12 protein-coding genes and 1 other annotated feature are annotated in these 14856 nt (G+C 35.0%); of the genes, 10 read left to right on the forward strand and 2 right to left on the reverse strand.

Annotation, left to right across the window (positions count from 1 at the left end; all coding sequences use genetic code 11):
• Window position 1: 1 nt before the first annotated feature.
• From ACQKP0_RS09590 to ACQKP0_RS09615, 6 genes are all read left to right on the forward strand, one after another.
• Window positions 2-796: an MBL fold metallo-hydrolase gene (locus ACQKP0_RS09590; protein ID WP_427405612.1), complete on the forward strand. Its 795-nt coding sequence runs from the start codon at window positions 2-4 to the stop codon at window positions 794-796.
• Window positions 797-1114: 318 nt separating this feature from the next.
• On the forward strand, window positions 1115-2341 hold the full coding sequence (locus tag ACQKP0_RS09595) for a S1C family serine protease (RefSeq protein ID WP_427405613.1): 1227 nt from the start codon (window positions 1115-1117) through the stop codon (window positions 2339-2341).
• 289 nt (window positions 2342-2630) lie between these two features.
• Entirely contained in the window at window positions 2631-2789 is a 159-nt protein-coding gene (locus ACQKP0_RS09600; protein WP_427405614.1) for a CxxH/CxxC protein, read from the forward strand.
• Between the two features lie 83 nt (window positions 2790-2872).
• A complete protein-coding gene (rlmH, locus tag ACQKP0_RS09605) occupies window positions 2873-3352 on the forward strand; it encodes a 23S rRNA (pseudouridine(1915)-N(3))-methyltransferase RlmH (RefSeq protein ID WP_427405615.1) in 480 nt (159 codons plus the stop codon).
• Window positions 3353-4051: 699 nt separating this feature from the next.
• Window positions 4052-4513: a hypothetical protein gene (locus ACQKP0_RS09610; RefSeq protein WP_427405616.1), complete on the forward strand. Its 462-nt coding sequence runs from the start codon at window positions 4052-4054 to the stop codon at window positions 4511-4513.
• Window positions 4514-4737: 224 nt separating this feature from the next.
• Complete coding sequence (locus ACQKP0_RS09615; RefSeq protein WP_427405617.1) at window positions 4738-5400, forward strand: DNA-binding response regulator; 663 nt, start codon at window positions 4738-4740, stop codon at window positions 5398-5400.
• Window positions 5401-5841: 441 nt separating this feature from the next.
• On the opposite strand, the gene gltX is transcribed toward ACQKP0_RS09615, so the two are convergent.
• Window positions 5842-7506 carry a glutamate--tRNA ligase gene (gltX, locus tag ACQKP0_RS09620; RefSeq protein WP_427405618.1) on the reverse strand — a complete coding sequence of 555 codons (1665 nt, stop codon included), beginning with the start codon at window positions 7504-7506 and terminating at the stop codon, window positions 5842-5844.
• A gap of 47 nt (window positions 7507-7553) precedes the next feature.
• Window positions 7554-7793, reverse strand: a binding site (T-box leader).
• 481 nt (window positions 7794-8274) lie between these two features.
• Between gltX and galE the strand changes: the two genes are divergently transcribed.
• From galE to ACQKP0_RS09640, 4 genes are all read left to right on the forward strand, one after another.
• Window positions 8275-9264, forward strand: a complete 990-nt coding sequence (gene galE, locus ACQKP0_RS09625) for a UDP-glucose 4-epimerase GalE (RefSeq protein ID WP_427405619.1) — start codon at window positions 8275-8277, stop codon at window positions 9262-9264.
• Window positions 9265-9809: 545 nt separating this feature from the next.
• Window positions 9810-10739 (forward strand): HEAT repeat domain-containing protein, encoded by a 930-nt coding sequence (locus ACQKP0_RS09630; protein WP_427405620.1) that lies wholly within the window; start codon window positions 9810-9812, stop codon window positions 10737-10739.
• Window positions 10732-12135 carry a glycosyltransferase family 2 protein gene (locus tag ACQKP0_RS09635; RefSeq protein WP_427405621.1) on the forward strand — a complete coding sequence of 468 codons (1404 nt, stop codon included), beginning with the start codon at window positions 10732-10734 and terminating at the stop codon, window positions 12133-12135. The genes ACQKP0_RS09630 and ACQKP0_RS09635 overlap by 8 nt, the downstream gene beginning before the upstream one ends.
• A gap of 1 nt (window position 12136) precedes the next feature.
• On the forward strand, window positions 12137-12970 hold the full coding sequence (locus ACQKP0_RS09640) for a hypothetical protein (protein WP_427405622.1): 834 nt from the start codon (window positions 12137-12139) through the stop codon (window positions 12968-12970).
• Between the two features lie 525 nt (window positions 12971-13495).
• Here the strand turns inward: ACQKP0_RS09640 and ACQKP0_RS09645 are convergent.
• Window positions 13496-14842 (reverse strand): GntP family permease, encoded by a 1347-nt coding sequence (locus tag ACQKP0_RS09645; protein WP_427405623.1) that lies wholly within the window; start codon window positions 14840-14842, stop codon window positions 13496-13498.
• Between the last annotated feature and the right edge of the window lie 14 nt (window positions 14843-14856).

Below are 14856 nucleotides of genomic sequence, written 5' to 3' on the forward strand. Positions count from 1 at the left end.
GATGTCATTGCATTTTAGTGTACTTGCCAGTGGAAGTACAGGAAATGCGATATATGTTGAAACAGATAATCATTCATTTTTAGTCGATGCTGGATTAAGCGGCAAGCAAATGGAAGCCTTGTTTCAAAAAATTGATCGCAAACCGGAAAATTTAGATGGAATTCTTGTTACACATGAGCATACTGACCATATAAAAGGTGTCGGTATTTTAGCACGTAAATATAAATTACCTATATACGCAAATGAAAAAACATGGAAAGCGATGGATGGGCTTATTGGCGTAGTGCCTGTCGATCAAAAATTCACATTTGAAATGGAAACAGTGAAAACGTTTGGTTCTCTAGATATTGAGTCCTTTGGAGTTTCTCATGATGCTGTTGAACCAATGTTTTATGTATTTAAACAAGGAAAGAAAAAGATCGTGTTAATTACTGATACTGGGTATGTCAGTGATCGGATGAAGGGAATTATTTCAAATGCGGATGTATTTATCTTTGAAAGTAATCATGATGTACAAATGCTCCGCATGGGCAAATACCCTTGGAGTATCAAAAGACGTATTTTAAGTGATGTCGGACATGTATCGAATGAAGATGCAGCCATTGCAATGAGTGATGTTATTGGAGATTCTACGAAACGAATCTACCTAGCACATTTAAGTCTTGATAACAATATGAAGGATTTAGCGAGAATGAGTGTTGCTCAAACGTTGGAAGCTCAAGGAATGGGTGTTGGTCATCAATTTGAATTATTTGATACCGATCCAAAAATCCCAACTCCATTAGCAGCGGTTTAGTTATAGAGTTAGATTTAATAGTATTTTGTTACAATAAAAACCTACGTAGTATGTGCGGGTGCTAAGTATAAAAATATTACCCTATGGAAAGCTCTTATAAAACAATAAACTTAACAAATATTAGAACAAAAGAGTAAGAAATCTTAAGGATGATCTCTGATAAGATTTTTTACTCTTTTTTTTGGACAATCTACATTTGTGGAAATAAATTGAATTCTTAGTACGGTTTAATGATATTTTAATAATTGCTGATTATAATAAAGGCATACGAAAGCCAAACTATAGCGTAACAAGTATTGATGAAAGGGCTGGTGGATTATGGGATATTACGATGATAATGACGAAAGTCGCTATAAACGACCTAAAGGGACAAAAGGTGGCGCCTTTATCTCTGGTTTAATCGGAGTAATCGTTGGTGCTTTGGTGGTAATGCTGGTGTCCCCATCACTTGGAAATATTTTTAATCGAGCGACTAATGAACAAACAACAGTGGAAAATGCAACGAATAGTCAAAATAATGTGGTTGGGAAAAATGTCTCCTTAAATGTGACTACTGATATTACAAAGGCCGTTTCAAAGGTCGAGAGTGCGGTTGTAGGAATTGCTAATATTCAAACGCAAAGTTTTTGGACACAGCAAGGCCAAGGGAAGCAATCCCAAGAAACGGGATCGGGTTCTGGAGTAATTTATAAGAAAGCCGACGGCAAGGCATTTATTGTAACGAATAACCATGTTGTCGAAGGTGCTGATCAATTAGAAGTGACACTTTCCAATGGCAAGAAATTACCTGCAAAATTATTGGGAAGTGATGTTTGGACAGACTTAGCTGTTGTTGAAGTCGATGGAAAAGATATAACTACTGTTGCTCAATTTGGTGATTCAGATACATTAAAACTTGGTGAACCAGTCATTGCGATTGGTAATCCATTAGGCGAAAAATTTGCTGGTTCAGTGACACAAGGGATTGTATCTGGTGTCAATCGTACTGTTCCGATGGATTTAAACAATGATGGAGTTGAGGATTGGGAAGCAGAGGTAATCCAAACAGATGCTGCTATTAACCCTGGTAACAGTGGTGGGGCCCTTGTGAATGTAGCAGGTCAGGTAGTTGGAATTAACTCGATGAAAATCGCCCAGGAAGCTGTTGAAGGAATCGGGTTTTCCATTCCAATTAAATCTGCTGAACCAGTGATAAGTGATTTAGAAAAGTATGGGAAAATTAGACGCCCTGCAATGGGAGTAACGTTACAAAATGTAAGTGATATTCCTGCATATCATCAACAAGAAACATTAAGATTGCCAAAAGATGTGACACAAGGAATTATGATTGAAACGGTAGCACCAGGCTCACCTGCAGCTGATGCCGGAATGCAGGAAATGGATGTTATTTTTGAACTAGATGGACAAAAGGTAAATAATATTCTTGAATTGAGAAAATACTTATATACTAAGAAAAAGCCAGGCGATTCCATGAAGGTAAAATTCTATCGCCAAGGAAAAGAAAAAGAAGTTACACTTAAATTAACAAATGAATCTAGATTGTAATCCACATGTGAATAATTTTATAAAAAGGGAAGCAATAGTTGCTTTCCTTTTTTATGTGGATAAATAAGAGTGATTTCTAACAGAGTGTTGTTATTTTGTATAATAGCTACAAAATAACATATATAAAATTCCAGGTGTGTTTTCGTGAAAAATTCGTTAAATTTATAGCTGAATTCTAGTCTAAAGAAACAAAGTTTACGAAAAAAGCCATAATAAATGTTAAAATAACTTGTGGATTAAAGAGAAAACTACTGATATAAAATTTTTTAAAGAAAGGAAATTTTAAAGAATGATTTATGTTTGTGCCGATCACGTTGAACTAGCACTAGATGTAGCTGTAGATGAATATGAAACAGCACCGAGTTTAGAAGAAATTCAATCGGAGAATCAATTATCCACAACCTGTGAGTATTGCGATAATCGAGCAATATATATTGTAGGGAACTAATATTCCCACACAAAATGTGGATAGTTTTTGTGGATATGTGGATAACTGTTGTGGATATAATGTTTGTAAAGTGGGGGTAATTTGTGAATATCTCAATTATTAGTGTTGGAAAGCTAAAGGAAAAATATTTAAAACAAGGGATCGATGAATATTTAAAACGTCTTTCCTCCTATGCAAAAGTCGAAATCATTGAAGTACCTGACGAAAAAGCACCAGAAATCTTAAGTGAAACAGAAATGGAACAAGTAAAAGAGAAAGAAGGTGAACGAATCCTCGCCAAAATTCACCCCGATACACACGTCATCGCACTCGCCATTCAAGGAAAAATGAAAACTTCTGAGGAATTAGCTGATAGCATCGACAAGCTTGGAACATATGGAAAAAGCAAAATTGCTTTTGTTATAGGAGGATCATTAGGACTAAGTGAGACCGTGATGAAACGGGCGAATGAAAGTCTGTCTTTTTCAAAGATGACCTTTCCACATCAGTTAATGAGGCTGGTATTAGTAGAGCAAGTGTATCGGGCGTTTCGGATTATGAGGGGTGAGCCGTATCACAAATAGTGGTATACTTTATCCCAAATAAAGAGTTTTATTTAAAGAAAAATGATCACTTAAAAAAGTAAGAAGGGAAATCATCTGATGGTGATTTCCTTTCTCCTTTTATTTATAAGCTAATATGTTAGTACAGTCGGTGTTATCAATTCTGATTTAACAGTAACCAAAGATGGATATAATCAAAACTTCGTAATACATTAATTGGGAAAATTGCTGGAAATACTCTAAGAAAAATAAATAATAGGTATGGGATTGGCACTAGATCCAACTCTTTAAGAATAAGAGGACAGTTGTTCAATGAAAAAAATCATTCCATTGTCATTTTAACTATAATAGAGAAGTGGCAGATAAAATGGACAATTAAGTTTGAACTATACTTAAAACAGTGATTGTAACCACCCGTATTTTATCGAATTTATTGGCAATATTCAGGGGAGTGATAGCACTTTTCTAAAAAGTATTTGTCGAAATATTAGTTAAATTTTTATTGACAAAATTAGGATTTCTTTTAAACTAAAAGTAGTTCCATCCCCAATAACTTCGACTAACAAAAATACTCATTTTTCCGTCCTTACTTATACCTGCTTCATGAAAACACTTCTTTTACTCTGACAAAAACTTTTCCTTCTCAGTTTAATTTCCTTTTAAAAAAACATATTAATCCCAAAAAATTTAATTTAATTTAATATAGGAGATGATAATTCTGTGGCATCGAATATTTATGCGACAAAATGCCCGTGTTGTGGACGTTCAGCTATAGGGGATTATTATTACAAAACGGGTGAACAATATACCTTTTGCATGCGTTGTGGTTATAATTATTCAAAAACAATTGAAAAATGTACGACTGATTGCCTTGAATACAAAGAGGAAAAGAATGATGGAAATGGTGTAGTAGTTTTAGAAAAAAAAGACGGAAGCCGTAAAAAAATATTGTTGGATAGTGCTGTTACGGATGAGCAATTGGAAAACTATAAAACATCCTTTTTGGCTGATAATATCGATCAGAATAAAAGCTACTTAGTTTTATTTAGAGACGGAGTTTTCACAGTTCTTTTAGGGAATCCCCCTGAAAATTTCTATTTGTCCTTTGAAGAATATAAGGAAAAAATGTTTGCTAAGTATGGGGTTCCTGACTATGATTTCATGGTTCCTATTGAAGAATAGTTAGTTGATTTTAAAGGAAAACAAAAATTGGTTAGTCGAAGTTATAAATTCAATCCGGCATATTGAAAAATTATCATTCATATCAAATTTCCCCGAGTCAACCTTTGAATGGGAAGAATACAAAAGACATCATTTAGTAGAACTATTCCCGAGAATCTCATATTGATATATAGGCTATAAAGGGTGCTGTAATAGCCTAGACCATTGGAGAGGAGCAGGATACTGTGGGATTTGAAGAAGAATACCAGGCTTTTTTGAATATTCACTTGCAGGCAAAAACCGGTGAAAGGTTGCGGCGCTTACAAGAAGGTCACAATCAGGCTGAAATGTTGTTTTTGAAGCAAGTGTGGTGGCCTTTATTTCACCATTTTCGATATCTTCATCCAGAATATGAAGTCGATGATTTCAAGGATGGCAAAAGGTATTTGGATTTTGCTTATATTCGACCCGCCATCCGAATTTGCCTTGAAGTCGACGGGTATGGCCCACACCTAAGGAATATAAGCAGATGGCAATTTTCCGATAGCCTGGAACGTCAAAACCAGTTGGTGATTGATGGATGGACCGTGATCCGCTTTTCTTATGACCAAGTTAATGAGAAGCCTCGTCGATGCCAACAGATTGTTCAGCAAGTGATTGGCCAATGGCTGGGTGATGAACTGGATCAAACCTCTCTGTCTATTGTCGAAAAGGAAGTGCTTAGGCTAGCGATTCGAAAAGGAGAAGCCATATCCCCTGTTGAAGTCGAGAAATATTTGAAGCTAAGTGATAAGACAGTAAAAAAAGCACTTTCTCATCTGGTCGATAAAAAGATGCTGATTCCCGCATCTGGAATCAAAAGGATCCGCTCTTATCGATTGGGGGATCAGGTTAAAGGCCCAATCTGAAAAGTAGACGGAAAAATTCCGCTTAATTATTAATTAAGATAAAAAATAGCTTGAATAGACGGATAGATTCCGCCTATTGACTCGAAAAACGTGAAATTGAGGGATTTTGCTCTGCATAGTCGGAAAATCTCCCCTTATTTACCCCAAAACGATCTCTCATTCTGCATTTAACCGGAAAACCTCCGCTTATTTACTTTTGTTTGCTTTCCAATTAAGGACCATACTTCTTCCTTTAAAAGGAAGTGAGATGAAGATCATTCCAAAAAGGGTGAAGAGAACCTCATTTAGATACACTTTGGGGAACCGTATCACAAATAGTGGTAAAGCGAAGGGTGGAGATAGTGGTTAATCTAAAAGATGTAGCTATGTAAATAAAGTAAAAATGACCGGGAAAGTAAAAAAGTAATGCCCGGTCATTTTTTTCATATGCTATTAAGTTGGTTAAATGGAATCACCGAAAAATGTCTGCATTCTTGAAAGAACCCTTTTTTCGCCCATTACTTTCATAATATCAAACAAATCAGGTGTATTGGTTCTGTTAGTTAGAGCGACCCTAATTACCATCGCTACATCACCAACATGCCCATTGTAATTGTTAGGATTGGCTTTATATTGCTTCATTTCCTTTGCAAATCCGAGTTTCCCAGCAAGTTCTTTAATTTCATGGAACCAAGCATCTTTTTCATTATTAAACCTATAAGTTTTGCTGAAACCTAGTACAATTTCTTTCGCAACATCAAAGCTTATATTTGTAGGTAACTTATAACCGCTCAATATATCCTTTTCAAACAATTCGTCATAAAAGAAAGCAATCATTGGTTTCACATCTGACCACTTTGAATAATCTTTTCTTGGTTTTTTAATTGTTCGACCTATATTTAAAATGTTTACAGTGTACTCCTTATTCTTGTCAATTAAAGTATAAAGCTCAGAATCAAATTTCTTTGACCAAGTGTATAAATGGTCAAATACTTGTATACCCGTAAGCCTAGAGATAACATCCTTGCTGATGTCACCTAATTTACTCATGTCTAATAAAGCACCACTGGCATTCATTTTATTTGTATAGATAAAAAAGTCTCTAAATGATTTACGAGGGTTTATCATCCTCCATTCTTCAAAGTTAGAATTGATGAGATTCATGAAGTATTCATTTATAGCAATTCCTGGGTATCCTTGTTCTTTGTAATACTCAGCGGTACCATCAAGATCCTTCCGCTTACTAAATTTCCGTTTAGAAGTTCCAACTTGCTTCATTATTGGAGCAATATGTCCGTATTCCGGTACTCTAAAACCTAAGGTTTCAAACAACTGAATATGGATAGGCACTGAAGAAAGCCATTCATCGCCCCTAATGACATGGGTTGTACCCATCAGATAATCATCTATGGCATGAGCAAAGTGATATGTTGGTAAACCATCCGTTTTCATAATAACAATATCTTGGTCATTTTCAGGTAACTCAATCGGACCTTTCACCAAATCATGGTACGTAATTCTCCTATCTGATGACCCCGAAGATTTAAGTCTAATAACAAACGGTTTACCATTTAAAATCTCTTCCTTGGCTTGTTGAAAAGAAATATCTCGATGCTTAGCCCACCTGCCATAATAACCTGTTGTTACTTTTATGTTCTGCTGACTTAGTCTTATCTTTTGTAGATCGTCCGTATCACAGAAACAAGGATATGCTAATCCATTTCGGACTAAATGCTTAATAAATACCTTATAGATTTGTATTCGTGAGCCTTGTTTATAGGGTCCGTAATCACCCTTATCGTCACCTGAAAGGAGAGGTCCTTCATCAAAGTGAATTCCGAAATATAATAATGAATTGATGATGTTTTCTATGCTGCCTTTTATTTCACGTTTTTTATCTGTGTCTTCAATACGCAGGAAAAAGACTCCATTACTTTGGTGGGCTAATCTTTCCGATATTAAAGTTGCATAAAGCCCACCAATATTCAATGAACCCGTTGGACTCGGTGCAAAACGTGTTACTAAAGCAGATGAAGGCAAATTTCTTGGTGGATATAGTGAATAAATATCAGCCGGTAACTGCCTGACATGCGGAAATAACAGTTCTGCCATGTTCTCATTTGACATAATCATATCCCCCTATAAATTCAAAATAAAAAAAGCCTTTCATCCTGTTAAAGGACGAAAGACTAGCTTCCGCGTTACCACCTAAATTGGTTAAAAACCCGCTCATGATGCAGCTATTCATTATCTTGCTGCACATTTCTTTAACGGGAAATTCCCGGTAGACTTACTCCAATTTTTTCAGTCTACTGCTCCAAGGCTTCTTTCATTAAGCTCGAATACCCAATTTCACCAGTATGGGCTCTCTAAGATTCGAGTGATTAATTACTCTTCCTCTTCATTGCGTTTTACATTATGTGGATATAATTAGAGATACATTAATACATTATTGCCCAATTGTCAACAATATTTGACTACGTTGAATATAGGTTGGCTCCAATGTGTATTGAAATGTTCTATAGCATCATTCGATTCAAATAGATCTTTAAACATTTCCAATACTCACTTTTGCTTTTCCCAACTACCTCCATAGAATGTTTAGGAACTGTAGGCTTTCTAACTTTAACTTTCTATGAATTTGATGTGACAGTATGAAATGAGTCTTTAGTCGTTGCACCTAGCGTTTATTGGATAAAAGTGGCTATATTGTGATGATAAGAGTCGGTGATGGGTCTCTAGGTTGTGTTTATATTGTTGAGTAGCTCAATATAAATTAATATTAATAGTTTGGATAATGTTGGTAGTGTCTTAATAATGTATATTATAATATCTAATAGAACAAATAGCTTATATGCTAAATAAATCTTAAATGATTTGGAGGTGAAGTTAGTCATGAATATATTAGTTACAGGTGGTGCTGGATATATTGGTTCTCACACCACTGTTGCTTTATTAGAAGCTGAACATTCAGTAATTATTGCTGATAATTTATGCAATAGTAATCTTGAAACAATAAGAAAAATACAGAGTATTACGGGCAAGGAAGTTACCTTTTATGAAATTGATGTAACGGAAGAAGAAGCTGTAGAATCTATTTTTAGGAACCATACTATAGATGGTGTCATTCATTTTGCTGGCCTTAAATCAGTAGGTGAGTCGGTAGAAAAACCGCTAAAATACTACTTTAATAATATTGTCAGTACAATGAATCTAGCTAAAGTTTGTTTGAAATACGGTGTAAATCGATTTGTCTTTAGCTCATCGGCAACAGTATATGGGGACAATATTGTACCATTTGAGGAAACCATGAATCTACTACCTACGACAAACCCATACGGTGAAACAAAGGTCATGAGTGAACGAATACTAACAGATATTGCGAATGTAAATCCTGCTTTTTCGGTCTCGCTACTTCGATATTTCAACCCAATAGGAGCTCATGAGAGTGGATTAATTGGTGAAGCACCTAATGGAGTACCAAATAATCTTATGCCTTATATAGCCCAAGTTGCAAAAGGTAAATTAGACAAATTACGTGTATTTGGTAACGACTATCCAACAGCCGATGGTACCGGTGTTCGCGATTATATTCATGTAGTAGATCTTGCAGAGGGTCATGTTGCAGCATTAGAAAACCTGATTGAAGGTGTACATACCCATAATTTGGGTACCGGAAATGGTACTAGTGTTCTAGAATTAGTGAAAGCTTTTGAAAAAGCTAACAGTATTAATGTCCCTTATGAAGTAGTAGGCCGGAGACCAGGAGATATTGCTTTTTGTTATGCCGACGCTTCTAAAGCTGAGAGAGAATTAGGTTGGAAGTCTAAACGTAATATTACTGATATGTGCAGAGATGCATGGCGGTTTGAGATTAATAATTGAACCGACGAAATATAATAAATTTGTAATAAAAAACCAATTATTATACATTAGTATTCGCGAAAAGTTTATTATACCTTTTTATTTTACAGATTAGATTAATAGATAGAATTATAGAAACCCAAACACCGTAACTCTTACATTAAATGGTATGCTAGGGATTTCTATGTTTTTCAGAGATGCAAGTTCTAAAAAAAGTATTATTTATTATTTTACATAAATTAGAATAAAGAATAAGGATCACAGCAACTACTTTGAAAAAACAGATTGGGAACTTTGTATTATGATTAAGAAAAAATAGATGAATTAGTTAGCCAAGGTACGAAAGGTCATGCTATGTCATAACAGCTTGCTAGGAAAGGTGGAGGTATATTATCGTATGGTACTTTTTATTTATTTTAATTGTGATCACTCTTGCAATAATGTTAAGTATCTCTCTTTATAAAATAAATCAAAAAAGAAAAGATAAAAAGCATTTTAAGCTGACGAATAGGTGGAGTGTATACTTTGATTTATTTTTAACTAATGAAAACTCAGAAAGTCTTATGATGCAGCAGAAGTACTATAAGAAACTTCATTCAACTGAGGAGCTAATGGCGTTTTTCGAAGCTTCATTAAAATATATTCGTTCAGATCAAATCAAGGTGAGGGGAAAATTTCAACAGTTCCTTCGTGAAAATAAGAGGTTCTGGGTGAGCTTAGGACATGTATATGGGAAGAAAGGGTCGATTTCAAAGGCTTATTTTGCATTTATATGTGAACAATTATGTATAAATAATCTCGAAGAATATGATGAGATAACAAAAATCATGTTGGAGTATGCTCTAGAACCTTCCATCTATTGTCGTGAAAATGCGCTAAAAGCATTATATGCCTTTGGAAATATTGATGCAGTTGTAGAAGTATTTATAAAACTGTCAAGAAATAATATCATACACCACCGTAAATTAGTAACTGATGGTTTACTTGAGTTTAAGGGGGATTCCGTTGCATTAGCCGAATCCCTATATGATCATTTTGATAAATTTAATCCTGAATACCAAGTTGCAATAATAGATTTTTTCCGATTTTCAGGTGAACGATTAAAGAACAAATTAATCAAACTATTAAAGCAGAGAGCTACAGATAAAGACATAGTTTGCGCTTTGCTCCGTTATTACCGGAAATACCCAGTACAAAAATATAAGGATACAATTCTATCTTATTTAACCATACCTAATGATGAGGAGTGGGAATGCGTATCATCAGCAGCATTAGCCCTAGGTAAATATCCTGGAGAAGATACAATTCATGCATTAAAATCTGCACTAACATCGAAATATTGGTATGTCAGGTTAAATGCTGCACGTTCGATTGCGCAGTTAGGTGTAGAAGAGGATAAGCTTATGGATATATTGCAAGGACAAGATCTTTATGCAAAGGAACAATTAATCTATCACATTACAAATAGAAAAGAGAAAAGGATACAAAATGTATAATATTGATTTGCTTTTATTCGTTACTGGAATCTTTTTTGCAATTTATATGTTTGGTTATGCTACTTATATTACGCTCGGGGGAACTATTTCTATTTGGAATCTTCGTAAAAATAGACTAAAGGAAAGAATGGAAAATGAATTGGATCATGACTTCTTTTTCCCTATTTCCGTTCTCGTACCAGCTTATAATGAAGCGAAAACAATATTAACAACAGTTGATCATCTGTCAGAAATGGATTATAAGCTATTTGAAATTGTGGTTATTGATGATGGTTCAACAGATACTACAGCACAGCTCATCATTGACAATTACAATTTGAAAAAAGACCACAAACCTATTCGTATTCAAGTACCATCGAAAGAAATTCTCGAAGTCTATAGTGGGGAGTTTAACAGTATACCTATTGTTTTAGTAAGAAAGAAAAATGGTGGCAATAAAGCAGATGCGATTAATGCAGGAATAAATATTTCCAGATATCCTTATTTTGTAAGCATGGATGCCGACGAAATTTTACAAGCCGATGCTTTAAAGTATTCCGCAAGACTCTTTTTCGAGGATGATAAAGTCATTGCTGTTGGTGGTCAAATTCGTATTGCAAATGGAGTGAAATTTGAAAAAGCTATGCCGATTGACATGAGGATGAATAGAAATCCTATCGTCAGTATGCAAACACTTGAATATATCCGGGCATTTATTGCATCTCGTATTTTTCACGATACCTTTAATAGTAATTTAAATATTTCCGGTGGATTTGGTTTATTTAAAAAGGATGCTGTTATTGCTGTTGGAGGATATGATTCGAACAGTGTAGGTGAAGATATGGATCTTGTATTGAGATTGCATGTACATCATCGCACGCATCAAATTCCATACTCCATAAAATATACACCAGATGCAGTCTGTTGGACGCAGGCTCCTTTTAAACTAAAAGACTTGGGAAAACAAAGAGCAAGGTGGCATCGGGGCTTAATTCAGTGTATGTGGAATTATCGAGTATTATTTTTAAATCCTAAGTTCAAGGCAATTAGTCTATTTTCCTATACGTATTACTTTTTATATGAATTAATGGCTCCTTTTACTGAATTATTGGGGATTATCGTAATATGTGTCGCTGTTATGACAAATAAACTGAATATTTCCTTTGCCATTTTGATAGCTTTACTTTATTTGTGTTTTTGCGTCCTGCAAACAATTTTATTATATATGAGCAAGTTTTTACAAAGAGGAGATAAGATTTATAAAGGAGATGTTGCGTGGACTATTTTTATGGCCTTTGCGGAGGTACTTCTATTCAGACCTGTATTATTTATGATAAGAATATATGCTACTTTAACCTATAAGAGGAAGCTTCACAGCTGGAGTTCAATTGAAAGAGAAAACCTAGAGGCGAGTTAGAATGAATTCAAAAATGAAAACTTTAATGATTATACTATTTTGTTCTATTGGACTGTTCCCTACTGTCGGTATAATTCAACGTGATAAGAAAACAAGTACTTTATTCTCATGGTCAATAGAAGATACGACAGAAAAGTTGATAGACAATTATCAAAAACCATTAAATATCAATCGAGTATTTCAGTATATCTACCCAAATGAATTTATCGATGGCACCCTGACATCATATATACGTGAAATGAATAAACACAATGTGTCGGTATACGCGATGGATGGCGGAGATTATTGGGGAACGACAGATTATGGTTATGAAGAGCTAACAGACTTCGTCGATCAAGTAGCGGAATTCAATTCTATACATGATAATGAATTGGTAATAGAAGGAATTGTATTCGATGTAGAACCAGCACAAGATGAAAACTGGAATGATAGTGGAAATGAGTTAATGAAACATTATGTAGACAATATGATAAAAGCTTATGAATATGCTTCTAATAAGGGCCTAGATGTAGTGGTTTGTATCACTTATTGGTATGATGAGAAACATTTAGCTGAATTAAGAAGACTCATAAAAAATGGCTGTGATGAAGTAGCTGTGATGAATTATTATCGTGGGAAAGAAATCGATCATATAAAAACAGAAGTAGCGATAGCAAAAGAATATAACAAACCGATAATGACTATCTTTGAATTTGATAAACCAGATAATAAAGCAATATTTGACCAAAATACTTACTATTATCAAGGTCCTGATGCGGCACAGATTGTTTTTGAAGAAATAGATGATTACTTTAACTATGACAGATTAACTGCGGGTTGGCATCAATTGAGGTGATTTCCGGGATAGAAGGTGTATTCAATAAAATTAGTAAATAAAAAAGAAATTATTCAAAACTATTTGAAGATGAAAAGAACATTCCCGTGGTTTTGACTATATTAAGGGATACTTCTCCAATTCTTTTTTAGAGGATCCAAAATATAATGCATCTTCAACAAATTCTAGAGAAATAGATAGTTTAGTATATGAGATAATTGATTATATAGAAAATTATTCTAAGAAACTTGGGACTCATTTTGATTAAATACGGAGAGCCTTACCATAAGTAAATGTGGCCTTATAATGTCATGAAAAAGCTTTAATACAAAAATTGATTGAATTCATAACCTTTTTTGAGTATAAGATGCAGCGATGTACGGAAGGCTCCAATACTGTAGTAAAAGTCATTTCTACTCCACTGATTTTTCGGGGGAGAGTGAAGTAGTTTACTTGGATATAAAAATGAGTACATGGTATCGAGTACAAGCTATTGGATATTTACTTAACTAAAAAACCGGGCTATGCCCGGTTTCTCTTATTAATCTATACAAACAAACTTAATAGTAGAACGAATCCTAATCCTGATACTGAAATGATGGTTTCTAGCAAAGTCCATGTTGCAAAGGTTTCTTTCATGCTTAAACCAAAATACTCTTTAAACATCCAGAAGCCGGCGTCATTTACGTGTGAAGCTATTAAACTACCAGCGCCAGTCGCAAGAACAACTAGAGCAAGGTTAACGTCAGATTGACCTAACATCGGAATTACTAAGCCAGCAGTTGTTAGCGCTGCCACAGTAGCGGAACCTAAAGAAATACGTAAGATAGCTGCAATGATCCATGCAAGTAAAATTGGTGACATGGAAGTTCCTTTGAATAGTTCAGCTACATAGTCACCTACATGACCATTAATTAATACTTGTTTGAAGGCGCCACCGCCACCGATTATTAATAGCATCATCCCGATATGTGAGATAGCTGTTGAACAAGAATCCATAACCGTTTTGATTGGAATATTTCTTGCTAATCCCATTGTGTAAATGGCAACTAATAAAGAAATCACCATAGCAGGGGATGCGCCGCCGACAAAACGGATAATAGCGAGGAATATATTATCAGCAAATCCAATTGTTTTTTGAAGTAACGTAATAATAGTTGCAATTGACATTAGAATAACTGGGAGCATAGCTGTAAAGACACTGATACCAAAGCCAGGTGTTTCTTCTAATTTAAACGTCTTTTGTTCCCCTAATGATGCAATATTTCCTGTTTTACTAAAAGATGCAGGTACAAGTTTTTTCGCGATTTTTGTAAATACAGGTCCGGCTAAGAAAACAGACGGTATAGCAATGATGAAACCGTAAAGTAATACTTGACCAATATCTGCACCAAATTCACCCGCAATGGTTGTTGGTCCCGGATGCGGTGGTAAGAAACCATGGGTTACAGATAATGCTGCGGCCATTGGAATACCCAGATACAGGATAGATACCTTTAATTCCTTGGAAATGGCAAATACGATTGGGATTAATAATACAAGTCCTACTTCAAAGAATAAAGCGATTCCAATTATAAATGAAGCAACTACCACAGCCCACTGAATATTTTTCCCACCAAATTTATTCACCAAGGTCATCGCAATTCGCTGGGCGCCACCTGAATCTGCGATCAATTTACCCAGCATTGCACCCAGTCCGAAGACGAGGGCGATATGACCAAGTGTCCCTCCGAGCCCTGCTTCAATAGTAGGAATGATTTCGTCTAATTTCATCCCAAGGGCAATAGCCACACCGAACGAAACAATGATTAGTGAAACAAAGGTGTTTAATTTAAAGCCCATTATTAATACGAGTAATGCTAAAATTCCTAATGCTACAATAACTAATGGCATTTCAATTCCTCCAA

Origin of the sequence: Heyndrickxia sp. NPDC080065, from assembly GCF_050281185.1 — a bacterium.
Taxonomy (GTDB): Bacteria; Bacillota; Bacilli; order Bacillales; family Bacillaceae_C; genus Heyndrickxia.